Source organism: Nocardia sp. MH4, from assembly GCF_019266065.1.
GTDB lineage: Bacteria > Actinomycetota > Actinomycetes > Mycobacteriales > Mycobacteriaceae > Nocardia > Nocardia canadensis.
In genome coordinates this window covers 18,372-42,776 of sequence record NZ_LPNR01000074.1, presented here as the reverse complement: position 1 = coordinate 42,776, position 24,405 = coordinate 18,372, and the positions used below count along the sequence as shown (strand labels likewise).

At 70.4% G+C, this 24,405-nt stretch carries 23 protein-coding genes; 15 read left to right on the top strand and 8 right to left on the bottom strand.

All coding sequences use genetic code 11. The annotated features are described in order from the left end of the window. The 6 genes from ATM97_RS07390 to ATM97_RS07365 all read left to right on the top strand — a co-directional run. A partial coding sequence (locus ATM97_RS07390) for a hypothetical protein (protein WP_218717194.1) occupies positions 1–1,847 on the top strand: 1,847 nt, incomplete at its 5' end. Next, positions 1,847–2,152 carry a transposase gene (locus ATM97_RS07385; protein ID WP_255587337.1) on the top strand — a complete coding sequence of 102 codons (306 nt, stop codon included), beginning with the start codon at positions 1,847–1,849 and terminating at the stop codon, positions 2,150–2,152. The genes ATM97_RS07390 and ATM97_RS07385, both read left to right, overlap by 1 nt. A gap of 58 nt (positions 2,153–2,210) precedes the next feature. Further along, the gene (locus ATM97_RS07380; protein WP_218717192.1) at positions 2,211–3,878 is read left to right on the top strand and encodes a peptidoglycan DD-metalloendopeptidase family protein; all 1,668 of its coding nucleotides are present in this window, start codon (positions 2,211–2,213) and stop codon (positions 3,876–3,878) included. A 68-nt stretch (positions 3,879–3,946) separates the two neighbouring features. Further along, on the top strand, positions 3,947–4,459 hold the full coding sequence (locus tag ATM97_RS07375; RefSeq protein WP_218717199.1) for a hypothetical protein: 513 nt from the start codon (positions 3,947–3,949) through the stop codon (positions 4,457–4,459). A 40-nt stretch (positions 4,460–4,499) separates the two neighbouring features. Further along, positions 4,500–6,323 carry a type IV secretory system conjugative DNA transfer family protein gene (locus ATM97_RS07370; RefSeq protein WP_218717191.1) on the top strand — a complete coding sequence of 608 codons (1,824 nt, stop codon included), beginning with the start codon at positions 4,500–4,502 and terminating at the stop codon, positions 6,321–6,323. Positions 6,324–6,331: 8 nt separating this feature from the next. Further along, entirely contained in the window at positions 6,332–6,745 is a 414-nt protein-coding gene (locus ATM97_RS07365) for a DUF4913 domain-containing protein (RefSeq protein ID WP_218717190.1), read from the top strand. Positions 6,746–6,808: 63 nt separating this feature from the next. Here the strand turns inward: ATM97_RS07365 and ATM97_RS07360 are convergent, their stop codons facing one another. Both ATM97_RS07360 and ATM97_RS07355 read right to left on the bottom strand, forming a co-directional pair. Continuing rightward, a complete protein-coding gene (locus tag ATM97_RS07360; protein WP_218717189.1) occupies positions 6,809–7,351 on the bottom strand; it encodes a hypothetical protein in 543 nt (180 codons plus the stop codon). Positions 7,352–7,627: 276 nt separating this feature from the next. Then, the gene (locus ATM97_RS07355; RefSeq protein WP_218717188.1) at positions 7,628–8,533 is read right to left on the bottom strand and encodes a peptidylprolyl isomerase; all 906 of its coding nucleotides are present in this window, start codon (positions 8,531–8,533) and stop codon (positions 7,628–7,630) included. A gap of 85 nt (positions 8,534–8,618) precedes the next feature. On the opposite strand from ATM97_RS07355, the gene hisS reads away from it, so the two are divergent. From hisS to ATM97_RS07340, 3 genes are all read left to right on the top strand, one after another. After that, positions 8,619–9,893 (top strand): histidine--tRNA ligase, encoded by a 1,275-nt coding sequence (gene hisS, locus ATM97_RS07350; protein ID WP_218717198.1) that lies wholly within the window; start codon positions 8,619–8,621, stop codon positions 9,891–9,893. Positions 9,894–9,963: 70 nt separating this feature from the next. Then, positions 9,964–10,611 carry a hypothetical protein gene (locus ATM97_RS07345; RefSeq protein WP_218717187.1) on the top strand — a complete coding sequence of 216 codons (648 nt, stop codon included), beginning with the start codon at positions 9,964–9,966 and terminating at the stop codon, positions 10,609–10,611. Between the two features lie 93 nt (positions 10,612–10,704). Next, complete coding sequence (locus ATM97_RS07340) at positions 10,705–11,712, top strand: malate dehydrogenase (RefSeq protein WP_218717186.1); 1,008 nt, start codon at positions 10,705–10,707, stop codon at positions 11,710–11,712. Positions 11,713–11,716: 4 nt separating this feature from the next. Here ATM97_RS07340 and ATM97_RS07335 read toward each other — a convergent pair whose 3' ends face one another. Both ATM97_RS07335 and ATM97_RS07330 read right to left on the bottom strand, forming a co-directional pair. Then, positions 11,717–12,730 (bottom strand): Rv2578c family radical SAM protein, encoded by a 1,014-nt coding sequence (locus ATM97_RS07335; protein WP_218717185.1) that lies wholly within the window; start codon positions 12,728–12,730, stop codon positions 11,717–11,719. A 51-nt stretch (positions 12,731–12,781) separates the two neighbouring features. Then, positions 12,782–13,561 (bottom strand): NAD(P)H-dependent oxidoreductase, encoded by a 780-nt coding sequence (locus ATM97_RS07330; RefSeq protein WP_218717184.1) that lies wholly within the window; start codon positions 13,559–13,561, stop codon positions 12,782–12,784. Positions 13,562–13,700: 139 nt separating this feature from the next. Here ATM97_RS07330 and ATM97_RS07325 point away from each other — a divergent pair, with 139 nt between their 5' ends. Continuing rightward, positions 13,701–14,561, top strand: a complete 861-nt coding sequence (locus ATM97_RS07325; protein ID WP_218717183.1) for a helix-turn-helix transcriptional regulator — start codon at positions 13,701–13,703, stop codon at positions 14,559–14,561. A 59-nt stretch (positions 14,562–14,620) separates the two neighbouring features. Further along, on the top strand, positions 14,621–15,475 hold the full coding sequence (locus tag ATM97_RS07320) for an SGNH/GDSL hydrolase family protein (RefSeq protein ID WP_218717182.1): 855 nt from the start codon (positions 14,621–14,623) through the stop codon (positions 15,473–15,475). 10 nt (positions 15,476–15,485) lie between these two features. On the opposite strand, the gene ATM97_RS07315 is transcribed toward ATM97_RS07320, so the two are convergent. Beyond that, complete coding sequence (locus ATM97_RS07315) at positions 15,486–16,460, bottom strand: NAD-dependent epimerase/dehydratase family protein (protein ID WP_218717181.1); 975 nt, start codon at positions 16,458–16,460, stop codon at positions 15,486–15,488. 192 nt (positions 16,461–16,652) lie between these two features. Between ATM97_RS07315 and ATM97_RS07310 the strand changes: the two genes are divergently transcribed. Beyond that, a complete protein-coding gene (locus tag ATM97_RS07310; protein WP_218717180.1) occupies positions 16,653–16,982 on the top strand; it encodes a type VII secretion target in 330 nt (109 codons plus the stop codon). Next, a complete protein-coding gene (locus ATM97_RS07305) occupies positions 16,979–18,619 on the top strand; it encodes a hypothetical protein (protein ID WP_218717179.1) in 1,641 nt (546 codons plus the stop codon). The genes ATM97_RS07310 and ATM97_RS07305 overlap by 4 nt, the downstream gene beginning before the upstream one ends. Positions 18,620–18,689: 70 nt before the next feature. Here the strand turns inward: ATM97_RS07305 and ATM97_RS07300 are convergent, their stop codons facing one another. Together ATM97_RS07300 and ATM97_RS07295 are read right to left on the bottom strand one after the other, a co-directional pair. Further along, the gene (locus tag ATM97_RS07300) at positions 18,690–19,190 is read right to left on the bottom strand and encodes a hypothetical protein (RefSeq protein WP_218717178.1); all 501 of its coding nucleotides are present in this window, start codon (positions 19,188–19,190) and stop codon (positions 18,690–18,692) included. 41 nt (positions 19,191–19,231) lie between these two features. Beyond that, positions 19,232–20,158: a neutral zinc metallopeptidase gene (locus ATM97_RS07295; RefSeq protein ID WP_218717177.1), complete on the bottom strand. Its 927-nt coding sequence runs from the start codon at positions 20,156–20,158 to the stop codon at positions 19,232–19,234. A gap of 183 nt (positions 20,159–20,341) precedes the next feature. Between ATM97_RS07295 and aspS the strand changes: the two genes are divergently transcribed. Next, complete coding sequence (gene aspS, locus ATM97_RS07290; protein WP_218717176.1) at positions 20,342–22,153, top strand: aspartate--tRNA ligase; 1,812 nt, start codon at positions 20,342–20,344, stop codon at positions 22,151–22,153. Between the two features lie 76 nt (positions 22,154–22,229). Beyond that, on the top strand, positions 22,230–23,198 hold the full coding sequence (locus ATM97_RS07285) for a DUF389 domain-containing protein (protein WP_218717175.1): 969 nt from the start codon (positions 22,230–22,232) through the stop codon (positions 23,196–23,198). 9 nt (positions 23,199–23,207) lie between these two features. On the opposite strand, the gene ATM97_RS07280 is transcribed toward ATM97_RS07285, so the two are convergent. Further along, complete coding sequence (locus tag ATM97_RS07280) at positions 23,208–24,080, bottom strand: hypothetical protein (RefSeq protein WP_255587335.1); 873 nt, start codon at positions 24,078–24,080, stop codon at positions 23,208–23,210. Positions 24,081–24,405: the final 325 nt, after the last annotated feature.

Sequence of the window (24,405 nt, the reverse complement as noted above, 5' to 3'; positions counted from 1 at the left end):
CGCGCCGCAAGCCACGTCCGGCCGAGCCGGGCCCCTTCGCCAAGGCACCGCGCCCGGTGCGAGGCGATCGGCCCGACGACGCCGCCGACCGGGCGATGGGCGCGGGCCGTTCGGCGAAGTCGCGCAACCGGCCCGACCGGCGCGGCCAGTCCGGCCCCTCGCTGCTCGACGACGCCACCCGCGCCCGCTACGAGATGATCGCCCGCGAGCAGTCGGGACTGCGCGCGGCCTGGGCGACCTTCCGCATCCACACCGACGATCTGCGCCGCAACAACGCGCAGGCACGCAACGAGGCCGTTGTCAGCGACGGATTCGACCGCACCACCGCGGAATTGACCGATCGCGGCTATTCCGGTCCCGGCGGCGGCAAGATGAACGTGGTCGGCCGCCCGGTCGAGTACCGGGCCACCACCGCGCAGGTCGCCGGTCTGTGGCCGTGGTCGGTGGGCGCGGGCGCGCCGCTGATCGGCACCCCGCTCGGCTCGCATCTGCACACCGGCGCCCCGGTCTGCTTCGACCCGATGAACTGGTTCATGCGCGGCAGCTTCATCACCGCGCCGAGCCTGTTCGTGCTCGGCCTCAACGGTTTCGGCAAGTCCTCGCTGGTGCGCCGGATCGTGCTGGGCGGCATCGCTCAGGGCATCACCCCGCTGATCCTGGCCGACGTGAAGCCCGACTACCGCAAGATGGTCGAACTCGTCGGCGGCCAGGTGATCGACCTCGGCTACGGCCACGGCAAGCTGAACCCGCTGGCGGCGGGCGTGCTCGGCTCGGTGGTGCCCCGCCTCGAGGAGTTCCCCGCGCTGCAACGCCAAGTGCTGCAGGACCTGCGGGCCCGCCAGGTGACGCTCATCGCGGGCCTGGTGGAGCTGGTCCGCGGCGCGCGGGTGGCCGATTTCGAGGAGACGCTGATCGCGACCGCGCTGCGCATCCTCTACCAGCCGGGCAGCGGCTACGCCCCCGACAAGCCGCCGATCATGGAGAACCTGCTCGAGGTGATCGTCGGCGGCGGTGCCGAACTCATGCTCGACGCGGGCGCCGACAACGAGGACGAGTACCAGAACGCGATCAAGAACCTGCGGCGCTCGCTGCGCGCGCTCACCCAGGGTCCGTTCGGCGCCATCTTCAACGGCCAGACCACGGTGCCGATCGACACCGGCGCCGTCGCGGTGTGCATCGACGTCTCGCACATCCCCACCGGCGACAAGAAGCTCAAGGCCGCGGTCATGCTGGCCTGCTGGGCCGACGGCTTCGCCTCGGTCGAGGCCGCGCACGTGCTGGCCGACGCGAAACTCGGTCCGCAGCGCTACTTCCAGGTCGTGATGGACGAGCTGTGGCAGGTGCTCGGCCTCGGCGACTTCATGGTCGACCGGGTCGACGAACTGACCCGCCTGCAGCGTGGCCTGGCCACCGCGCTGATCATGATCAGCCACACCATCAAGGACCTGCAGGCGCTCGGTTCCGACGCCGCCATCGCCAAGGCGATCGGCTTCCTGGAACGCGCCCGCGCCAAGATCTTCGGTGCCCTGCCCGCCGAGGAGATCAGCAGGCTCGATTCGACGGTGCCGTTCACCGCCGCCGAGCAGGAGATGGTCACCGGTTGGTCGGCGCCCCAGGCGCTCACCGGCGAGGCGCTCAAACCCGGCCAGCAACGGCCGTCGCCGCCCGGTACCGGCAAGTTCCTGCTCAAGATCGGTGAGGATCGCCGTCCCGGTATCCCCTTCCACATGGAGTTCACGGTGTCGGAGAAGGAAAGCGGTATCCACGACACGAACCAGCGGTTCAGCGAGTTCGGCGACAACCCACGCGGCGCACCTGACCCGTCGGCGGACGGGGGTGCGCAATGATGCCGCACCGGTCCTACCGCCGGGTCTCGCCCGAGGTGCGCGATGCCGCGGTCGCGCAGGTCGTCGCGCTGACCGACAAGCTGCGCAGCGAGTCCGAGGCGTGCCGGGTCGTCGCCGAACAGATCGGCGTGCACGCCAATTCGGTGCGCAACTGGGTGCGCGCGGCCGAGGGCCCGAGCCTGGAGCGGATGGACGCCACCGCGCTGCGCCGCAAGGTGGCGCTGCTGCAGCAGCAACTCGCCGCCGCGGCCGAGATGAACCGCACGCTCGCCGACACGCTCAACGAAACCCGGCGCCGCACGTGATCACCGCCGCGGCGGACCCGGATCCCGGCGCCCGGCGCGGAACGCCAGGCGGCGGCCGGTGAACGCCCGCACGATGCTGATGACGGCGCTGGGCTCGGTCATCGGGCTGATCGCGCTCGTGCTGGTCATCGTGCTGCCCTCCTCCGACGAGACCTGCGAGACCACCGGCGTGCTGAGCGGTTCGGCGGCCCCGACGCTGCCGCCGCTGGGTGGCGAGTCGGTCGGTGATTCGCGCGCCGCCGCGTCCGTCACGCCCAGCACGACGGCGAACCCGGCGGTCACCGGCACGCCGTCGCTGGCCGCGGGCGTCGGTCCGCTGCGCCGCACGCTGCCGCTCGAGACCGGCACCTTCACCATCTCCGACGTGTTCGGTTCGCGCGGTGGCGGTCACAAGGGCATCGACATGGCCGCCGCCGACGGCACCACCATCTACTCGGTGTCCGACGGCCGGGTCGTGGCCGCCGGTCCCGCGTCGGGTTTCGGCAACTGGATCGTCGTCGATTCCGTCGACACCAACGGGCGCGCCTTCTCGGCCGTCTACGGCCACATGTGGGACCGCGGCGTGAAGGTGCGCACCGGCGAGACCGTGACCGCGGGACAGCCGATCGGGATGGTCGGCTCGGCGGGCGAATCCAGCGGCCCACACCTGCATTTCGAGATCGTGCCCGGCGGCCGCTTCACCGGTGGCCGCCAGATCGACCCGATGCCCTGGCTCGACGGCGCGCCGACCCCGGATGTCGGTGGCGCGCGGGCCTTCTCGACCGACGCCGACTGTGTGCGCGGCTTCGGCAGCGCGGGCGGCGCGCTCGCCGACGGGAAGGTGCCCGCGGAGCTGGAGATCTGGTACCGCAGGGCGGGCACGGTGTGCCCGGAGATCTCGTCGTCGCTGCTGGCCGCGCAGGCCAAGCAGGAGTCGGGCTTCCGGCGCGGGCTGACCTCGCCCGCCGGCGCGCAGGGTCTGGCCCAGTTCCTGCCCGGCACCGCGGTGAGCATCAATCCCGACGACGGCAAACCCTATGTCATCGACGCCGACGGCAACGGCACGGCCAGCGTGTGGGACGACGGTGACGCGATCATCGGCCAAGCCCGCTACATGTGCGCGATCGCCCACAAGATCGCGGGCTGGATGGCCGCGGGCAGGGTCTCCGGCGACCTGCCCGCGCTGACCCTGGCCGGATACAACGCCGGTGAGGGCGCGGTGCTGGCCTCGGGCGGGATGCCCAATCAGGTGGCGGCGCACTACTCCGAGACCCAGCCGTATGTCACCAACATCTTGTCGATGGAGCCGCAGTATCGCGCGCCGGGCGCGCAGGGCCGGTTCACGCCGGAACAGGGCGCCGGTGGCGCGCAGATCGTCGAGGCCGCTCACGACTGGCTCGGCACCCCGTACGTGTGGGGTGGGGGCGGCGTCCAGGGCCCGAGCAGCGGCGGCTTCGACGCGCCGGGCCTGACCGCCGCCGCGGTGTTCGCGGCGTCCTCGGGCGCGATCATCCTGCCGCGCACCGCCGAGCAACAGTGGGAATCCGGTCGGGAGGTACCGATCTCCAAGATGGCGGTCGGCGATCTGGTGTTCAGCGGGTTCGGGCCGAAGGGCCCGTCGAAGGTGGGGATCTACGCGGGCAACGGTCAGATGATCCAGGCGGTGCCACCGTCGAGCAGCGGTGGCGGCGGTGGCGTCACCGAGGTGGCCGTGCCGGGCGACGCGCGGGCGAGGAGGGTGTTGTGACCACACGTTCCCCGATTCCGGGGATAACCTGGTGGGAGAGAACACGAATCCGCACAATTCCGGCGGTGATGCTCGTGGCGGTCCTGCTCCCGATCGCCGCTTGCGGCGGCGATCCCGATGCCGCGCGCCCGGACTCGGCCACCTCGACCACCCGGTTGCTCGACGCCGCGGCCACGGTCGACCCGACGACGGCCGACGGCGTCGCGGTCGTGGCCCTGCGCGAGATCTACACCTGGAACCCGGCCACCGAACAACCGGGCGAGTCGCTGCAACGCGCGCGAAAATGGCTGGGGCCCAGCATGATACGTATGCTGGACGGTTCGACGGGGGCCACCGACACGCCGAAACCGTCGCTGCAGTGGGCGGACTGGGCCAAGGCGAAGGCACACGTCGAGGCCTTCGCCTTCGCGTCCGGCGAGAAGGCGCCGGCGAGCGCGGATCCCGCGGTGGCGCAGTACAAGATCGGCATCGAGCAGACGGTCGTCTACCCGAACGGGCGGTCCGAGGCCCTCCCGCCGGGCACGGTCATCGCGACCGTGGTGCAGACGCCGCAAGGCTGGCGCCTCGACGCGTTCCGCTGAGCACCCACCACCATCCGACAAGGTCCACAAGGAGGCACACGTGGCGAAGAAGAAGGTGACGGATCCGGCCGCGGTCGGACCCGACACGACGCTGATCCTGATCGTGTTCGGCTTTGCGACGCTGATCACCCTCGCCGTCGCGCTGCACCTGGGCAACGCGCTGTCGGTGGTGCCGCAGAACATTCCGGCCAACCCGATCGCGGTGGTCGCCGATCTGGCGCGCGGCAAACTGCACTGGCCCCGGGCGTCGACGGTGATCGTGCTGCTGGTGATCGCGGCGGTCATCGCCTACGTGGTGGTCCGCAAGCAGCTGAAGAAGCGCGCGGTCAAGGGCAGGCTGTCGATCGACGACAAGGCCGATCACATGGGCACTGGCAGCGCCATCGCCTCGATCACCGAGGCCGGGGTGCGCCAGAAGGCCCTCGATCTCGGGGTGCGGCTGGGCACCAACGACGCGCCGGGCGTGCCGATCGGCGTCGCCGTCGCCGACGGTTCCCCGCTCTACGGCTCCTACGAGGATCTGCACCTCGACATCTGGGGCCCGCGTCAGGGCAAGTCCACCTCGCGCGTGATCCCGGCGATCCTGTCGGCCATCGGTCCCGTGCTGACCACCTCGAACAAGCGCGACGTGGTCGACGCGACCCGAAATGTGCGCGAGGCCAAGGGCAGCGCGACCTTCGTGTTCGACCCGCAGGGCGTGGCGGGCGAACGCCCGGTGTGGTTCTGGGATCCGCTGGCCTGGGTCGATCACCGCAAGGAGGGCTGCGAGATGCGGGCGGCCCGCCTGGCGGGCCACTTCGCCGACGCCGAGAGCGGCGGCGCCGACAACACCGACAGCTTCTTCGATCCCGAGGCCGAGGACCTGCTGGCCGGGCTGTTCCTGGCCGCCGCGATCGCGGGCAAGCCGATCACCCAGGTGTGGGAATGGGTGACCAACCCGCAGAACAGTGAGCCGATCGAGCACCTGCGTGGCGCCGGGCACGACTTCACCGCCTCCGGTCTGGCCATGCAGTACAACGCTGAACAGCGCACCAAGAGCGGCATCTTCGGCACCGCGAAGAAGATGGTGCGCTGCCTGCAGATGTCGAATGTGCACCCGTGGATCACCCGCGGCAGCGGTGATCGGCTGCAGTTCGACGAACTCGAGTTCATCGAGCGCAACGGCACGCTCTACTGCTTGTCGCTGGAGGGCCGTGGCTCGGCGGCGCCGCTGGTCAGCGCGCTGACCGAGGCCGTCATCGATGTGGCCATGCGCAAGGCCTCGCTGTCGTCCGGTGGGCGGCTGCCGATTCCGCTGCTCGCGGTGCTCGACGAGGCGGCGAACGTGGTGCGCTGGAAGGATCTGCCCAAGCAGTACAGCCACTTCGGCTCGCGCGGCATCGTGGTGATGACGGTGCTGCAGTCCTGGGCACAGGGTGCGCGCTGCTGGGGCGACGCGGGCATGAGCGCGCTGTGGTCGGCGGCCAACATCAAGGTGCTCGGCAGCGGTGTCGACGACATGGCGTTCCTGCGCGACCGGTCCGAGGCGATCGGCGAGTACGACTCGATCTCGCAGTCGATGTCGCAGTCGGGCAGCAGCAAGAGCTACTCGCGCTCGCTCAGCTCCTCGGTGACCTTCACCGCGCAGGGCCTGGCGACGCTGCCGCGCGGTCGCGCGGTGGTGTTCACCTCGGGGCAGCCCGCCGTGCTGGTCCGGACCGTGCCCTGGTGGGAAGGGGAGTACGCCGCGGCGGTCAAACAGTCGATCGAGTACAACGATCCGACCCGCAAGACCCGCATCGACGATCTGATCGGAACGCCGGTGCTGTCGAATTCCACTCCGCCGGAGCAGTACGGCGACGTCGAGGAGGTCAAGCCGCTGTGAATCAGCCGATGCCCGGATCCAACGACCTCACCAACGGCTATCCCAATGTCGTGGAGTTCGTCAACGGCTACCTGAGCAAGGTGTACCGCAGGCAGGTCACCGATATCAGCGACACCGTGTGGTGCCCCGAATGGTGGCGCCACACCGAGGCAGTCATCCGCCTCGACGCGCTGTGGCAGGCCTGGGAGCACTATCGGCTCGAGGGCGGGCCGGGAATCAGCGTGTGGTTCCTCGACCACGCCGACCAGCACATGGCCAAGTTGTTCGATCCCCGTGGGCCGTTCAAGTACTGCAGCGTGCGCAACGGGCACAAGAGCATGCTGGATCCGCTGCCGTTGCGCGACCAGGAGGGCGCGGATCAGGAGATGTTCTCCGATCCGGAGGTCACCGAGCCGTGGCTCAAGACCAAGCCGACGCTGTAGCCGCGCGGTGATCGTCGCGGGCGGCCGGTGCTCCGGCCGCCCGGCGACGCATGTTCGCCGGGGTCAGCGCCCGCGTTCGAGGCCACGCGGATCGATACCGCGTTCGATGCCGGTGCGGCGGGCGCCCGCGTTCGTGCGGCGGATCGCCTCGTCCGGCGAGATGCCCTGTCCCATCTCGACGAGCATGCGCACCTCGGCCAATTCCGGTGCGACGCCCGCCCGTTCGAGATGGGCGGCGATGGCCGCGCGCCGCTCGACGGAGTCGTAGCCCAACTGAGGCGCCTGCGCGGCCTTCGCGGCGGCGCCGCTCGCGAAGGGGGAGGACGGGTCCTTCTCCAGGGTCAGTCCCCGCGGCTGGCTCGACTTGGCGCCGACCGACATCATCTGCACCAGTTCGAGATTGCGCGGGTCCTTGGCCTTCAGCTCGCGCGCCTCGCGGATCTGCAACTCGCGGGCTTCCTTCATCTTCGCCTCGACCGCCTTGGCGCGGGCCTCGGCCTCTTTCTGACCGTGCTCACGCGACTTGAGGGCGACCAGGGTGGCCATCTGCAGCATGATGCGCATCATGGACGCCGTTTCGCTGCCGATGTCGTCGAGTTCCGCCATGACTGCTCCCCGATGCTGCTGTGGAAGTGGACATCTGAGACTACCGCGCGAAGGACACGACTGTATGTCTGGCGGAGCCACGCACGGGAGGTGTCGAGAAGTTTCGGCCGACATGGAGTGGCGGGGGAGAAAGTACGGTGTTCGAGGCTGTCGGCCGGATGAAACGTAGGATTGCCTTGCCTCTGATGATCTTCTGGCGGTGTCGGGGCCGGAAAACCGGAAACGGGCCGGACACCATGGTGGCGTCCGACCCGTTTCACGCTGCGTGTGGCGGTGTCAGCCCACCTTGACGGTGGTGAAGCTGATCGGCATCTTCGGCTTGCCGCCGCCGGCCGACATGGATCCGTCGTCGCCCGCGGCGCCGACCTTCTCCAGCGTCGTCAGGCCCGCCTCGTCGATGGTGCCGAAGATCGTGTACTTCGGCGGCAGGATGGTGTCGCCGTAGACCAGGAAGAACTGGCTGCCGTTGGTGCCCTCGGGGGTCAGGCCCGAGTTGGCCATCGCGATCACGCCACGCTTGTACTTGATCGGGCTGTTGAGCGCGGGATCGTTGTCCGGATCGGTCGTCGGGAACTGATCGGTCGGGTACTCGTTGGCGAAGCTGTAGCCCGGCCCGCCCATGCCGCTGGCGGTGGGGTCGCCGCACTGCAGCATCTCGAAGCCCTCCTCGGCCGAGATGCGGTGGCAGCTGGTGTTGTCGAAGTAGCCCTGCTGCGCCAGGCTCACGAAACTGTTGACGGTGCACGGCGATTCGGCACTGTCGAGCTCGAGGCCGATCGGTCCCTGGGTGGAATCGATGGACACCTTGGTCTTCGGCGCGTCGGGGCCGGAGGCGACCGTGGTGGTGCTCGGCGGCGCGACCGGCTTGCTCGCGGGCTCCGCGCCGACGGGGTAGGCGCAGGTGACGGTGGCCGGCTTGGCGGCGACCGCGGGCGCGTCGGCGGCCGGGGGTAGTTCACGCTTGCTGGTGGCCGAGGTGCTCGCGGTGGCCGAGGAATCCGCCTCGTCGCCGCCCTTGGTGAGGAAGTACACGCCGGTCACGGCGGCGGCGACCACGATCACACCCAGTACCGAGCCCGCGATCACCAGGCGCTTGCGCTTCTTCTCCTGCTCGGCCCGTCGTGCCAGCTGGCGCTCCAGCTTGCGCTTGGCCGCCGCCCGTCGCTGTTCGTTACTCGGCACTACCGCGTTCCTCCCGTGTCGTCAGGTTCGTCTAGAGGGTAACCGGTTGGACTCGAGGGGCGCCCGTGGGGAAAACTGGATGATCGTGACCAAGACCAGCAGCTTCACCGCCCCGAAGGGGGTCCCGGATTACGTGCCGCCCGGCTCGGCCGAGTTCGTCGCCGTGCGCGACGGCTTGATCCACGCCGCCCGACTCGCCGGGTACGGGCACATCGAGCTGCCGGTATTCGAACAGACCGCCCTGTTCGCGCGTGGTGTCGGTGAGTCGACCGACGTGGTCAGCAAGGAGATGTGGACCTTCGCCGACCGCAACGGCGAGAGCTTCACCCTGCGTCCCGAAGGCACCGCGGGCGTCATGCGCGCGGTGATCCAGCACGGCTTGGACAAGAGCGGCCAGCTGCCGCTCAAGCTGTGCTACGCCGGGCCGTTCTTCCGCTACGAGCGCCCGCAGGCCGGCCGCTACCGGCAGTTGCAGCAGGTGGGCATCGAGGCGATCGGCGTCGACGACCCTGCGCTGGACGCGGAGGTCATCGCGATCGCCGACGCCGGGTTCCGCGGCCTCGGTCTGGACGGCTTCCGTCTCGAGATCACCTCGCTGGGCGATGAGACCTGCCGCCCGCAGTACCGGGAGCTGCTGCAGGAGTTCCTGCTCGGGCTCCCGCTCGACGAGGAGACCCGTCGCCGCGCCCAGATCAACCCGCTGCGCGTCCTCGACGACAAGCGGCCGGAGGTGCGCGAGCTGACCGCGAACGCGCCGTTGATGATCGATCACCTCTCCGAGTCGGCGGAGACGCACTTCGAGCAGGTGCTGGCCCACCTCGACGCCCTCGGCGTGCCCTACGTGGTGAACCCGCGCATGGTCCGCGGCCTGGACTACTACACCAAGACCACCTTCGAATTCGTGCACGACCAGTTGGGCGCGCAGTCCGGCATCGGTGGTGGCGGCCGCTACGACGGACTGATGGCCGAGCTCGGCGGGCAGCCGCTGTCGGGCATCGGTTTCGGCATCGGTGTCGACCGGACCGTGCTCGCGCTGGCGGCCGAGGGCAAGGCCGCGGCCGATCCGGCGCGCTGCCAGGTGTACGGCATCGCGCTCGGTGACGCCGCCAAGGCGCGACTGGTCGCGCTGGCCGGCGCGCTGCGCGGCGCGGGCATCAGCGTCGACCTGGCCTACGGCGGGCGCGGGATGAAGGGTGCGATGAAGGGCGCCGACCGCTCCGGCGCGAAATTCACCCTGGTGCTGGGTGATCGCGATCTGGAGGAGAACTCGATCGGGGTCAAGGAGATGGCGACCGGCGAGCAGCGGCAGGTGCCCCTGGGCGAGGTCGTGGGAGTGCTGCGCTCCGCGCTCGGACACTGAGCCCGGCGATCCGGGGCGCGGTAGTCTGACCGCGCCTCGGGTCGGACGGGCCGCCCGGGTGGAGAGGGACATGGTGGACGGGGAGTCCGGGCGGGCGGGAACGGAACCGGTCGGCATCGACCTGGTCGCGCCCGAGGTGTTCGCGCCGATGTTGCGCAGGCTCGCGCTGGCCGCGATCGGTGTCGGCGTGGGCGTGACGCTGCTGTCCGCGCTGTGGTTGAGCTGGCTGTTCGCGATCGTCCTCGGACTGGTCGTTGCCGTGCCGACCCTCGGTTACGTGTTCGCGTTCCGGCGCAGGCGGATGTGGTTGAGCGGCACCGAGATCCGCGCGCACCGGCTCTTCGGGGAGCGGCGCGTCGACCTCGCGCGGGCGACCGGCGTGCAGCTGCTGGTCTACCCCGGCCGGCTCAGCCGGATCGTGCTGAAGGTGACCGTCGGCGCCGACATCCAGGTGGTGCCGCTGGCGATGTACACCGATTCCGGCAGCGGACGCGAACTGCATGTACTCGGGCTGCGCAAGCTCGCCGACGCGCTGGCCGCCAGTGAGCTCGCCGCCGCCGTCGCCGTGTCGGAGGTGCTGGTGCAGCAGTTGCGGGCCGAGGCGCGCGATGCGGGGCTGGGGGAGCGGCCGCTGTATCGCGGTGTGCGGCTGGTCCGGGCCAAGGACGCGGTGTCGCCGGTCGTGCTGACCGACGCCGAGGTCGCCGAACTCGTCTGACCCGCGTGGTGTTCTGCCTCACGGATCCCGGTTCGGGGCGGGGTGACTGATTAGCGTGGGAGGCGCCAAGTCGTCCAGTGCGAGGAGTCGGTCGTGAGCCACCCAGCCAGCAGAACTCCGGTCACCGTCAGCGTCACCGGTGGTGCGGGACAGATCGCCTACGGACTGCTGTTCCGGATCGCCGCGGGCGCGATGCTCGGGCACGACACCCCGGTGCGCTTGCGGCTGCTCGAGGTGCCTGCCGCGGTGCGCGCCCTCGAGGGGGTCGCGATGGAACTCGAGGACGGCGCGTTCCCGCTGCTGTCCTCGATCGAGATCACCGACGATCCGTCGGTCGGGTTCGACGGCGCGAGCGTGGCGCTGCTCGTCGGTGCCCGCCCGCGTGGCCCCGGCATGGAGCGCGGCGACCTGCTCGCCGCGAACGGGCCGATCTTCACCGGTCAGGGCGCCGCGATCAATGCCGTCGCCGCTTCGGACGTGCGGGTGCTCGTCGTCGGAAATCCCGCCAACACCAACGCTTACATCGCGATGCGCAACGCGCCCGACGTACCGGCCGACCGCTTCACCGCGCTCACCCGCCTCGACCACAATCGCGCCATCGCCCAGCTGGCCGCGCGCACCGGCGCCCCGGCGGCCGATATCGCCCGGATGGCGGTGTGGGGCAACCACTCCGCGACCCAGTTCCCCGATCTGACGCACGCCACCGTCGCGGGCAAGCCCGCGCCGGAACTGGTCGAGCCGCAGTGGGTGCGGGAGGTCTTCGTGCCGACCGTGCAGCAGCGCGGTACCGCGATCATCAAGGCCCGCGGCGCGTCCTCGGCCGCCAGCGCGGCCAGCGCCGCCATCGACCACCTCCACGACTGGGTCCTCGGCACGCCCGCCGACGACTGGACCTCGATGGCCGTGCCCTCCGACGGCTCCTACGGCGTGCCGAAGGGATTGGTCAGCTCGTTCCCGGTCACCTGCGTCGGTGGGCAGTACCGCATCGTCGACGACCTGGACCTCGACGACTACGCGCGGGCCGAGATCGACGCCAGTGTCGCCGAACTGGTCGCCGAGCGGGACGCGGTGATCGATCTCGGGTTCGCCACCGCGCCGTGACCGCTCAGCCGAACAGGGCGAGCTGCTCGCTCGGCGGCACCGGGACCGGCGCCGCCGGGACGGTTCGGCCCTGCGGGCGGCGCAGGTCGTAGGCGGTCAGCAGTGGGTCGACCCGTTCGCGCAGCCAGGAGCTGTAGGCGGGCGTGACGTTCCCGCCGCGCCCGTAGAGCTGCCGGTAGCGGCGCACCAGTGCCGGGTGTTCGGCGGCCAGCCAGCCGAGGAACCAGCCGCGGGTGCTGCCGCGCAGATGCAGGCCGAAGGCCGTGGCGCTGTCGGCGCCCGCGTCGGCGATGGCGGCGAACAGGGCGTCGAGGTGGGCGCTGCCGTCGGTCAGACAGGGGATGATCGGCGCCACCATGACGTGGACGGCGAAGCCGGCGTCGGCCAGCGCGCGGACCAGGTCCAGGCGCGCGCGAGGCGTCGGCGTGCCCGGCTCCAGGCTGCGGTGCAGTTGCTCGTCGAGGATGGCGATCGACACCGCCACGCTCACCTCCACCCGCCGCGCGGCCGCGGTGAGTAGCGGCAGATCCCGGCGCAGCAGCGGCCCCTTGGTGAGGATGGAGAACGGCGTCCCGGAATCGGCGAGGGCGCCGATGATGCCGGGCATCAGCCGGTAGCGTCCTTCGGCCCGCTGGTACGGGTCGGTATTGGTGCCCAGCGCCACCGGCTCACGCTGCCAGGACCGCCGGGTCAGCTCCTTGCGCAGCACCGCCGCCACATTCGTCTTCACCACGATCTGCGAATCGAAGTCCTCGCCCGCGTCCAGCCCCAGGTACTCGTGACTGCCCCGCGCGAAGCAGTAGCGGCAGGCGTGCGAGCACCCCCGCATCGGATTGATCGTCCAGCGGAACGGCAGCGACGAACTCTCGGGCATCTTGTTCAGCGCGCTCTTGCACAGCACCTCGTGGAAGGTGATGCCGTCGAACTCGGGCGTTCGGACGGTGCGCACCAGCCCCGCCCGGGTCAGTCCGGGCAGGGCGCCGTCCTCGGCGTCGAGAGTCTGCGCTTGCCACCGCATACCGTGAGTCGAACATGTGTTCGATGAAGTGTCAAGCGCGGCGCGGTCCGGTCAGCCGCGCACATGCAGGCCGAAACCGGTGCGGCCCGCCGGTTCCAGGCCCGGCTCGAGCTGCAGCGAGGGAATCTCGTAATCGCCGAAGTTCTGCCGCCGGAACGGAATCGGCGCGGTCGAGGCCAGCGCCCGCAGCCGCCGCTGCCAGGCTGCGGCGAGGTCGGGATAGTCCGCCTCGGTGATCTTGTCGGCGCCGTACACCACGAACGGCGGCAGCGATTCGACGCCGGGGTAGAAGAGGATGCCGTGCTGGATCGGGAACAGCAGATCCTCGATCGGGCCGTTGATACCGCGCGCGGCGTAGTGCGCCTCGGGGCCACCGACGGTCACCGACAGCAGGGCCCTCTTGCCCGCGAGGGTGCCTTCGCCGTAGCGCTCGCCGTATCTGGTGTCGCTGTGCTCACCGACGCCGTAGGCGAAGCGGTAGGTGAACACCCGATCCACCCAGCCTTTGAGGATGGCGGGCATCGAGTACCACCACAGTGGGAACTGGAAGACGATCACGTCGGCCCACAGCAGCTTCTCCTGCTCGGCGCGCACCTCGGGGGCGAGCGTGCCCGCCTCGAAGGCGCGGCCCGAATCCAGGACGACCCGCAGCGGATCGGAGGCGTCGGGACCATAGTCGTCGGCGTCGACGACGGCCTTCCAGTTCATCCCGTACAGGTCGCTCACCTGGACTTCGTGTCCCTCGCCCGCCAGCGTGGCGACCGCGACGTCGGTGAGCGCGCCGTTGAGCGACTTCGGCTCCGGATGGGCGTGGACGATCAGTGCTTTCATCGGAACTCCTTCGGATCGGATGACGTCGATCCTGGGCGCCGCGCGGGCATGCGTTCAGGGGCGCCGCGTCCGTCGGACGGGACTTCCTGGTACCGGCAGGGCCACCTTCACCGCCCCCGCCGGGGCCATACTCGAGATCATGGACGACCTCGCTGGATTTCTGCGGACCCGGCGTTCCCGGGTCGACCCGGTGGCTGTCGGCATCCCCGTCGACCGGCACCGCCGGGTCGACGGATTACGCCGCGAGGAGGTCGCGCACCTGTCGGGGGTCAGCGTCGACTACTACGTCCGGCTCGAGCAGGGCCGCGCGACCCAGCCCTCCGAGCAGGTCCTCGACGCGCTGGCCCGTGTCCTCGGCCTCGACGAGACCGAGTGCGCGCATCTGCACCGGCTGGCGCGGCAGCGTCGCCGTCGGTCCAGGACTCCCGGCGGGCGGGTTCGGCCCGAGCTGCTGCGGGTGCTGGAGCTGGTCAGCGGCGCGCCCGCGCTGATCATGGATCATCGCCTCGACATCGTCGCGGGAAACCGGCTGGCCGGACTTCTCTACGGCAGGCCCGCTGCGGGCCTGAACACCGCCCGGCACATCTTTCTCGAGGAGTCCGAGCGTGGCCTCTACGCGGAGTGGGAGACCTGCACCCTCGATGTCGTCGGGCATCTGCGCCTGGCGGCGGGCAAGTACCCTGACGACCGCCGCCTGGCGGAGCTGATCGGCGAACTCGCCATGGGCAGCGAGCGCTTCCGCCGGCTCTGGGCCCGCGCGGACGTGCGCGCTCGCACCCATGGCCGCCGGGCCTACCGGCACCCACTGGTCGGCCTGCTCGAACTGCACCAGGAGAACTTCGCGCTGCCGGACGAGTCCGGCATGGAGCTGATCGTGTTGTCGGCCGCGCCCGGGAGCCCGACCGAGGACGGGCTGCGCCTGCTCGCGGGCTTGGGCGCGGACGGTGAGGGGCGCCCGACGGGCCCGCGCGCCGAGTCACGCGGCCGTTCCCGGCGGTAGAATCACAGGTGGCGGACCGTCGGCCCCGCGATCCGCGGTGACTCGGTGAGAAGTGTTCGATGGATAGACCGGTGGTCGGTGCGGTCGTCGCCCAGCTCGTTCTCGGGCTGCTGTTTCCGGGTGCTGTCCCGGCACCCGAGGTGAGCTATGTCGCCCTCGGCGACTCGTATACCGCCGCGCCCGGCTTGCTGGATCCCGTGCCCGGCAGTCCGCCGCTGTGTACCCGGTCGGCACAGAACTATCCGCACCTGCTGGCGGCGGCGACCGGGTGGGAACTCACCGATGTCAGCTGTGCCTCGGCGGCCACCGCGCACATGACCACGGCGCAATATGCCGATCAGCCACCGCAATTCGACGCGCTGTCGGCGCGGACGCGGATCGTCAGCTATCAGGCCGGTGGCAACGACGGGAACCTGTTCCAAACCATGGTCGTCACCTGCTCGGCGCTGAACGCGGGCAACGCCGGCGATGTCGGGGCGCCGTGTCGCGACAGTCAGGGGTCGCGGTTCAGCGACGACATCGCGGCCGGGGAACCCGCGATGGGGGCGGCGATCGGGCGGATCCGGGAACGGGCGCCACACGCGCGGGTGTATGTGGTGGGCTATCCGGCGGTCCTGCCGGAAGCCGGGCACTGCTATCCGCAGATGCCGCTGAGCACCGGCGACGTCGACTACGCGCGCGGCATCGAACGTGAACTCAATGCCGCGCTGCGGCGCCAGGCCGAGGCCAACGGCGCGGTCTACGTCGACATCTATACCCCGGCCATCGGCCACGACGCCTGCCGGGACCCCGCGACCCGCTGGGTCGAACCGCTGCTGCCCGCGCAGGTCAACGCGACGCCGGTGCACCCCAACGCCGCCGGGCAGCGGGCCACCGCGGAAGTGCTCCGCGCGGCCATGACGGCGCCGGGGTGAGCGGTGCGGATTACGCGCTGCGCGGCGCGCGCAGGAAGTCGACCAGGTCGGCGACGGTTTCCGCGGTCGGGCGCGGGTGGTAGCCCAGCTCGCGTTCGGCCTTGCCGTGGTCGACGATGGGCGCCGACAGGATCGCGCCGAGCGCGGCCTTGGACAGGATGTCGGAGCCGAAGCGCTTGCTGATCGGCTCGACCACCGGCAGGACGGCGCCCAGCGCCTTGGCCGGAATCGCGAACCGCGGACCCTTGGCGCCGGTGCGCGCCGCGGCCATCCGGCACAGGTCGATCAGCGTGGTCATGTAGCCGCCGAGCAGGTAGTTCTCGCCGGTGCGGCCCTTCTCGCCCGCCAGGATCAGACCGTGCGCCACGTCGCGCACGTCGACCAGGTCGAAACCGCCGCCGATCATCACCGGCGTGCGGCCGCGCATCGCCTCGGCGGCGGTGCGGTTGAGCCGGGACAGGTTCTTCGGGTGGTCGGCCGGGCCGTACACGCCGGTCGGGTTGACGATCACCGCGTCCAGACCGCGCTCGATCACCGGCCGCAGCGCCTGCTCGCCCGCCCACTTGGACCGGTCGTAGACCGGTAGGCCCGGATCGGTGGAGCGCAGCGTGGTCTCGTCGATGTGCCCGCCCGCGCGGTACTGGTCGAAGGCGTGGATCGAGCTGGTGTGTACGAAGCGCCGCGCGCCGGTCTCGAGCGCGGCCTCGGCGGTGACCCGCACGCCCTCGGTGTTGACCCGCCACGCCAGGTCGTTCTTCTCGGCGAGGGTGATCAGCGCGACCAGGTGGTAGACCACCTCGGCGCCCTCGAGGGCGCCGCGCATCGACGCCGGATCGAGCACGTCACCGGAAATCCAGGTGACGGCCGGATCGGACGTGGTCGGTGCGGCGCGGTCGATGGCCACCACTTCGTGGCCACGCTCGAGGAGCTGCGGGATCAGGTTGGTACCGAGGTAGCCGGCTGCGCCGGTCACTGCGACCTTCATGCCGCCGAGGATATAGAACATGTTCTAGTTTTGAAAGCGGATCCCGTGGATCGGAGCCGACACGGCTCGATCGAGGTCGGGGTGTTCGGTTATATTTGGCGCACTGCGCCCTCGCGCGGGCGCGTAGGGAGTTCCGCGACCGCCGATCGCGCTCGCAGAGCAGGATTTTCACGACGAGTTGGGGGGTTTCGCATGGCCGATCTCTCGGTCAATACCGATGCCGTCGCCGCCTTCGCGGCGACGAACGCGACCGTGGCGGGGGATATCGCCGCGGCCGGCATCACCGACGCGGCGGGCAACGTCGCCGCGATGACCCCGGTGTTCGGGCTCATCGGCGCCGACTACCTGGCGATGTTCGCGGCCGCGCAAGCGCTGCAGGCCAAGGACATCAATGATCTGTCGGCCAAGTTCGCCAAGCTGTCCGACGCGGCGTTCAAGTCCTCGGTGACGTTCGATACCGAGGACGTGTCGCTGGCCGTCGACCTGGCCCGCCAGTCCGCCGGGATGGGAGGCGCGGTATGAAGCCGCTGAGTACCGGTGACGCGGGCGTCATCACCCCCGATACCGCCCTGGCCACCGCCGACGCCGCGACCCAGTCCGCGCTGGGCGCCGTCCCCGTCGACTACAGCGCCGCCCAGGCGATCCTCGACGTCCCGCTGATGCAGCTGCCCGAGGATCTCGAGGCCGACGCGGAACCGGTCTTCACCCTCGCGCAGAAGATCACCGAGGACGCCCAGAACGCCGCGGTCTCCCCGGCCGGGCTCGCCGGCCTGTCCGGCCTCGGTACCGGCGGCGCCGTCGACGCGCAGGACATCCTGTCCGGCATCTCGTCCGACGCCTCCGCCGCGTTGAGCGGCGCGCAGACTGCTGTCAACCAGGTCGCCGGGCCCGCGCTGGCCACCGCCCAGACGGCGTTCGACCAGGCCAAGAGCGCGCTCACCGGGGCGGCGGGCGGCGGCACCGCCGCGAGTACCACGAATTCCACCAGCTCCGCCGCCGCGACGACGCTGACCGAGGATCCGGTCTCCGCGCTGCTCAACGGCGTCTCGATTCCGGCGCTGCCGGGCATCGACTCGCTGTTCGAGCCGATCCTGCAGCTGCTGAGCAGTTTCGGCACCGGGGTGTTCGGCTCGCTCGATCCGACCACCCTGCTGAGCAACTCCTCTTCGCTGATCGAATCGGCGATGAGCGTCGCCCAGGGCGGCCTGAAGACGGTGCAGCAGCTGTGGGAGGGCGAGGCCTCCGACGCGGCGACCACCGCCAGCCAGCAGGCGCAGACCGAGGGGCAGGAGACCAGTCAGCGCGGCTTCGACATCTCCGCGCTGACCGAGCAGGCCGCCGCCGTCGTCCAGTCGGGCAACGCGCAGCTGTCGGCGATCGCCACCACCTTCGCCGCCCAGGCCACCGCGCTCGCGCCGACGATCATGCTGCCGCCGACGCAGGCCACCCTCATCGGGCTGGCCACCGAGCATCTCGGCTCGGCGGTCACGGTCGTCAACACCACCCGCGGTGAGCTGGCCGGTTACACCGGACAGCTCAGCGGCGTCGTGCAGAACCTGGTCGCCCAGAGCGGCCTGCCCTCCCCGGAGGAAGTGCTGTCGGCGGCCTCGGAGAACATCGCCGAGCCGCTGCTGACCCAGGCGGAAGAAGCGCTGTCGGGCACCACCGACGACTCGACCACCGCCGCGAGCACCACGCAGGGCGGCACCACCACCACGCCCGGCTCGACCACCACCGCGGGCCTGAGCACCGGCGGTTCCGGCGGCAGCACCGGCGGTGCGCTCGGCGCCCTCGGCACCGCGCGGGGCGGTTCCGGCGGCAGCACCGGCGGCACCCCGAGCGCGGGAACGCCCAAGGCCACCACCGCCGTTCCCGGGTCGGCCATGCCTGCCGGGCGCGTCCTGTCCACCGCACTGGGCAATACGGGCCTGGGCACCACCACCACCGCGGGCACCAGCGGCTCCGGCTTCATGGGCGGCGGCGGTGCCGCGGGCGCGGGCGGCAAGGGCAACAACGACGAGGAACACGGCCGTACCGTGCAGCCCTACCAGAGCCGCACCGGCAACGACGACCTCACCGGCCCGCTCGGCGAATCCACGCCCGAGGTCATCGGCGCCGTCCACGAGGACGAACGCGACGCCGACGAAGACCGGTTCTAGACACCGGATCTCGGACGAAGACGACCGTGCCCCCGACCCGGAGTCGGGGGCACGGTCGTCGCGCGGTGGCTCAGCGCTTCTCCTTGAAGGAATCCACCAGCTTCTTGTAGAGGTCGGTGAAGCGCTTGCGCGCGGCCTTCTGGTCGTCGTTGAGCCCGTCGGACGCATCGGGGGAGTAGACGACGAGGTGGGTCTCGCCGTCGACATCGTCGGGCATCAGATCGATGATCGTGGTGCCCTTGCCCTCACCGGCCGGGATGCCGAAATCGATCTCCCGCAGCGCGGTGATCTCCTCGCGCGCGGCCGCGAGCACGTCCTCGGGCACGGTGCCGTCGACCCGCTTGGCCGCGGTCTCGGGCTTGCGGTCCTTGCTCACCGCGTCGGGCGAGTGCACCGCCTTGCCGTCGGCGAAGACCTGCAGCACCGGCCGCAGATCGGTGCGCTGGGACCAGCCGTCGGGAATCGAGGTCACGCTGACCAGGGGTAGCGGCGCGGGCTCGGCCTGGGCGATCGCGCTCGCACCGGGCAGTGCGAGCGCGCAGACGAGCAGTCCGGTCATGGTCAGGCGCATGATTCCCCTCGAAAGACGATGTGGCGGTATCTCGTTGGGGGTCAGCGTAGCCCGGGCGGGTTGTTGAGGTCACCGGCGGAATAGGTGTCGCACGACTTGACCGAGCCGGTCTTGTAGCCGGTGAGGAACCATTTCTGGCGCTGCTCGGACGAGCCGTGCGTCCACGACTCCGGGTTGACCCCGCGCCCGGCCGAGCGCTGGATCCGGTCGTCGCCGACGGCGTTGGCCGCCGAGAGGGCGTCGCGGATGTCGTTGTCCGACAGCGGCTTCAAGAACGGCTGGCTGCTGCCCGGCGCGGGCTGCTTGTCCGCGTAATGGGCCCAGATGCCGGCGTAGCAGTCGGCCTGCAGCTCGGTGCGGACCGCGCCGGACTGGGCGCCCTGCGGGTCGCGCTGGGCGCGGCCGATGTCGCCGAGCTGGTTCTGGATGTGGTGGCCGACCTCGTGGGCCACCACGTACTCCTGGGCCAGTGGTCCGGCGCTGGCACCGAAACGGTCGGTGAGCTCCTGGAAGAACGCGGTGTCGAAGTAGGCGGTCTGGTCGGCGGGGCAGTAGAAGGGGCCGACGTCACTGGTGGCGTTGCCGCAGCCGGTCGACACCGCGCCGGAGAACAGCACCAGCTTCGGCTCCACGTAGCGCTGACCGGTCTGCCGGGGCAGCTCCTGCGACCACACCCCGTCCAGGCTCTGCGCGGTCGCGACCACCCGGCAGTCGACGTACTTGTTGGCGTCGGCGCCGGTCTTGCAGTGCGCCGGGGTACCCGCGGTGCCCGGCTGGCTCTGCTGGGTGTCCTGCGCGCCGGTGAAGCTGCCGAGTACCGAGCCCGGGTCGCCGCCCAGGAGCAACGTGATCACCAGCAGGATCAGACCGCCCGCGCCGCCACCCACGGCGAGCTTGCCGCCCATGCCGGGGCCGCCGCCGGAGGATGCCCGGCCGGGATCGATCTGCATACCTTCGTTGAAGGTCATCGCGGTACTCGCCTTCGCTCGGATGTCCAGCTGTCCTGCAGCACGATTCACCGCCCCGGACGCGGCTCACGGCGGGCATGCGTCACAAGCTTGACACGACGACCGAGATATCGGTTTCCACTCGGGGATCGTGTCTCACTACGATGGCGGGGAGTCCCCAGGAAGTCTGTCGAAAGGAATACCGTGCTGCGCACCCACTTGGCTGGTTCGCTGCGAAGCGAGCACGCCGGTCAGACCGTCACCCTCACCGGCTGGGTGGCCCGGCGTCGTGACCACGGTGGTGTGACCTTCATCGATCTGCGCGACGCCTCGGGCGTCGCGCAGGTGGTCTTCCGCGAGGGCGAGGCGGCCGAGCAGGCCCACAAGCTCCGCGCGGAGTACTGCGTGCAGGTCACCGGTGTGGTGGAGCAGCGTCCCGACGGCAACGAGAACCCGGAGCTGCCGACCGGGCAGATCGAGGTCGACGTCAAGGAACTGGTCGTGCTCAACGAGAGCGCGCCGCTGCCGTTCCAGCTCGACGAGACCCCCGGCGACGAGGCCCGCCTCAAGTACCGCTACCTCGACCTGCGCCGGGAGGGCCCGGGCCACGCCATCCGGCTGCGCTCCAAGGTCAACGCCGCCGCGCGCGAGGTGCTGGCCCGCCACGAGTTCATCGAGGTGGAGACCCCCACGCTGACCCGCTCGACCCCCGAGGGCGCCCGCGACTTCCTGGTGCCAGCGCGCCTGCAGCCGGGTAGCTTCTACGCCCTGCCGCAGAGCCCGCAGCTGTTCAAGCAGCTGCTCATGGTCGGCGGCATCGAGCGCTACTTCCAGATCGCGCGCTGCTACCGCGACGAGGACTTCCGCGCCGACCGTCAGCCCGAGTTCACCCAGCTCGACATCGAGATGAGCTTCGTGCGCCAGGAGGACGTGATCCTGCTGGCCGAGGACATCCTGGTCGCGCTGTGGAAGCTGGTCGGCCACGACATCACCACCCCGATCCCGCACATGACCTATGCCGAGGCGATGCGCCGCTTCGGTTCGGACAAGCCGGACCTGCGCTTCGGCGTCGAGATCACCGAGCTCACCGACTACTTCAAGGACACCCCGTTCCGGGTGTTCCAGTCCGAGTACGTCGGCGCGGTCGTCATGCCGGGTGGCGCGAGCCAGCCGCGGCGTCAGCTCGACGCCTGGCAGGAGTGGGCCAAGCAGCGCGGCGCCAAGGGGCTGGCCTACATCCTGATCAACGAGGACGGCAGCCTGGGCGGCCCGGTCGCCAAGAACCTGACCGACGCCGAGCGCGACGGGCTGGCCAAGCAGGTCGGTGCCGAGCCGGGCGACTGCGTGTTCTTCGCCGCCGGCACGACCAAGTCGAGCCGGGCGCTGCTGGGTGCCGCGCGCGGCGAGATCGCCCGCAAGTGCGACCTCATCGACCCGAACGCCTGGGCGTTCGTCTGGATCGTCGACGCGCCGATGTTCGAGCCGACCGCCGACGCCACCGCCAGCGGCGATGTGGCGCTGGGCTACTCGGCCTGGACCGCCGTGCACCACGCCTTCACCTCGCCCAAGCCGGAGTCGATCGATACCTTCGACACCGACCCGGGCTCGGCGCTGGCCTACGCCTACGACATCGTCTGCAACGGCAACGAGATCGGTGGCGGTTCGATTCGTATCCACCGCCGCGACGTGCAGGAACGCGTGTTCAAGGTGATGGGCATCGGCCACGACGAAGCGCAGGAGAAGTTCGGCTTCCTGCTCGACGCCTTCGCCTACGGCGCCCCGCCGCACGGCGGCATCGCCTTCGGCTGGGACCGCATCACCGCGCTGCTGGCCGGGGAGGACTCGATCCGCGAGGTGATCGCGTTCCCGAAGACCGGTGGCGGCGTCGACCCGCTCACCGACGCGCCCGCTCCGATCACCGCGCAGCAGCGCAAGGAGGCGGGCATCGACGCCAAGCCGGAGGTCAAGGGCGAGGGCAAGACCGACGCGCCGAAAGCCGCTGCCGCCGAGAAATAGCGGTCACCGACGGTAGCCCGGTACCTTCTGGTCAGTTCCCCGCCGTCACGGCGGCATTGATCAGAAGGGCCACCCGGTGCTGCATCTGCGTGTGATCAGTCCGCCCGAGCAGACCGACGCGCTCGTGCGCGCGCTGGAAGCCGACCCGGGCGTCGCTCATCTCACGGTCGCGCGCGGGATCGCCGTGGCGCCCCACGGTGATCTCGTGCAGGCCGACGTGGCGCGCGAGGCCGCCAACAAGGTCCTCGCCGACGTCAAGGCGCTCGGCATCGAGCAGACCGGCGGTATCACGCTCGGGCCCGTCGAGGCGGTGCTGTCCGCCGCGGCCGACCGGGCGGTGCGGGCCGCGCCCGGTGATCCGAGCGACGCCGTGGTCTGGGAGCAACTGCTCAAAGAGACCCACGAGGAGTCATCGCTCAACGCGACCTTCGTCGCGTTCCTGACCATCGCCTGCCTGCTGGCCTCCATCGGGGTGGCGACGAACTCGCCGGTCACCATCGTCGGCGCGATGGTGGTGGGTCCGGAGTTCGGGCCGCTGGCCGCGCTGTCGGTGGCCCTGGTGCGCCGCAACTGGCGGCTGGCCCGGCGCTCGGTGCTCGCGCTGGCCGTGGCGTTCCCGGTGGCGATGGTGATCACGTTGTTCGCCACCCTGCTGTGGGAGAAGCTCGGCTGGGTGACGACCGAGGGGGTCATCGATGCCCACGACGTGGACTTCATCTACGAGGTCGGGCCGTTCTCGCTGGTCGTGGCCGTGCTCGCGGGCGCGGCGGGCATGCTGTCGCTGGTGACCGCGAAGTCGGCCGCGCTGATCGGGGTGTTCATCTCGGTCACCACCGTGCCGGCCGCCGGTTACGCGGTGGTGGCCGCGACGATCGGGCAGTGGCATCGCGCGTTCGAGTCGGTCGGTCAGCTGGCGGTGAACCTGCTGGGCATCGTCGTGGCCGGCGTGCTGGTGCTCGAGCTGCGTCCCCGTGCCGGCGACGACCTCGGGCCGTTCGAGCGCTTCAAGCGGGCCATCGGGATGAGCACCCCGCTGAGCCACTGACCGCGCGGCTCAGATCCGGGCGACCGGTCCCGCCGTGAGCATCCGGTAGGCGTAGGTCACCGCGATCGCGCACACCGGACCGGCGATGAACAGACCGAGCCCGCATGCCGCCGCGCCGACGACGGTCACCAGGGTGACCGTGAGCGCCACCAGCAGCGCGGCCCAGAGATTGGCCAGCACCAGCTGCGCGCTCGCCTTGATCGCCTCGACCGGACCGTAGTCCTGATCGATCACGAAGTGCATCGAGAACATGCACAGGAAGCCGACGACCAGGCCGGGCAGCAGGCACAGCGAGGCGGCGAGCAGGGTCGCCGCGAACGCCAGCAACGCCGTCAACAAGACATTGCCCGCGTTCACGAACCGGAAGAACGACCCGAAAGCCGGGGGATAGCCGTCCGTTTCGTACAGCGCGCCGCGGATCATCACCGCCTGCAGCAGCCACAGCGCCACCAGCACCACCAGGAACAGGAACAGCACGGTGAACAGCGAGGTGGGGTCGAAGATCTGGACGATCGCGAGGAACGACAGGTAGATGAGCACGCCGACCGCGGTGACCCCGAGCCACGGGCCCGGATTGGCGCGGAAACGCTCCCAGCCATAGCTCAGCGAGCGGCCGACATCGAGGGCTTGTGCTCCCGAATGGTAGTAACCCGGCGTCTGCCCGCCGCCGGTGGCCGACACGCCGGGTGCGGGTGCGGCGGCGTATCCCGGGTTGTCCGGCTTCGCCTGGGGTGTGGGGTATCCGGGCCCGGTGCCCGCCGGACCGTACTGCGGTGCGGATCGCGGTGGTCCGGCAATCGGCGGCGCCGGCTCGAGCGGCTCCTCGCCGTACTGCGCGGCGCCGGGACCCTCGAATTGCGGATAGCCTGCGCCACCGGCCATTCCATGCCTGCTCGGCCCCGGTCCGGCGGCACCCGCCCGACCCGGCGCCTCGTGTCTGCCCGTGCCCTCGGCGAACTGTCCGCCACCTCCGGGAACCGGGGGCCCACCGGGTGAATCGCTCGATGCGGCGTACGGCGTGTCGGTCACTGTGGTAGACCTTTCGACTCAACCGGTTTGCGGTGTGGCGCACTGCAGTTGACGATGAGAAAACCCGACGACAGTCGGGTGTGTCAAGCGAACAGTGACACTCGCGCAACCACGGTGCCAACACGCCGAGCGACGCGGAAAGGTTGTGTAACCGCTCGCTAGAAGTGACCAGGTACGA

Bases quoted from the DNA above. Each gene is read 5' to 3' on its own strand.
- ATM97_RS07385 (WP_255587337.1), top strand. From the start codon at position 1,847: ATGCCGCACCGGTCCTACCGCCGGGTCTCGCCCGAGGTGCGCGATGCC.
- ATM97_RS07375 (WP_218717199.1), top strand. From the start codon at position 3,947: ATGCTCGTGGCGGTCCTGCTCCCGATCGCCGCTTGCGGCGGCGATCCC.
- ATM97_RS07365 (WP_218717190.1), top strand. From the start codon at position 6,332: ATGCCCGGATCCAACGACCTCACCAACGGCTATCCCAATGTCGTGGAG.
- ATM97_RS07360 (WP_218717189.1), bottom strand. From the start codon at position 7,351: ATGGCGGAACTCGACGACATCGGCAGCGAAACGGCGTCCATGATGCGC.
- ATM97_RS07345 (WP_218717187.1), top strand. From the start codon at position 9,964: ATGGTGGACGGGGAGTCCGGGCGGGCGGGAACGGAACCGGTCGGCATC.
- ATM97_RS07335 (WP_218717185.1), bottom strand. From the start codon at position 12,730: ATGCGGTGGCAAGCGCAGACTCTCGACGCCGAGGACGGCGCCCTGCCC.
- ATM97_RS07330 (WP_218717184.1), bottom strand. From the start codon at position 13,561: ATGAAAGCACTGATCGTCCACGCCCATCCGGAGCCGAAGTCGCTCAAC.
- ATM97_RS07325 (WP_218717183.1), top strand. From the start codon at position 13,701: ATGGACGACCTCGCTGGATTTCTGCGGACCCGGCGTTCCCGGGTCGAC.
- ATM97_RS07320 (WP_218717182.1), top strand. From the start codon at position 14,621: ATGGATAGACCGGTGGTCGGTGCGGTCGTCGCCCAGCTCGTTCTCGGG.
- ATM97_RS07315 (WP_218717181.1), bottom strand. From the start codon at position 16,460: ATGAAGGTCGCAGTGACCGGCGCAGCCGGCTACCTCGGTACCAACCTG.
- ATM97_RS07310 (WP_218717180.1), top strand. From the start codon at position 16,653: ATGGCCGATCTCTCGGTCAATACCGATGCCGTCGCCGCCTTCGCGGCG.
- ATM97_RS07305 (WP_218717179.1), top strand. From the start codon at position 16,979: ATGAAGCCGCTGAGTACCGGTGACGCGGGCGTCATCACCCCCGATACC.
- ATM97_RS07300 (WP_218717178.1), bottom strand. From the start codon at position 19,190: ATGCGCCTGACCATGACCGGACTGCTCGTCTGCGCGCTCGCACTGCCC.
- ATM97_RS07295 (WP_218717177.1), bottom strand. From the start codon at position 20,158: ATGACCTTCAACGAAGGTATGCAGATCGATCCCGGCCGGGCATCCTCC.
- ATM97_RS07280 (WP_255587335.1), bottom strand. From the start codon at position 24,080: ATGGCCGGTGGCGCAGGCTATCCGCAATTCGAGGGTCCCGGCGCCGCG.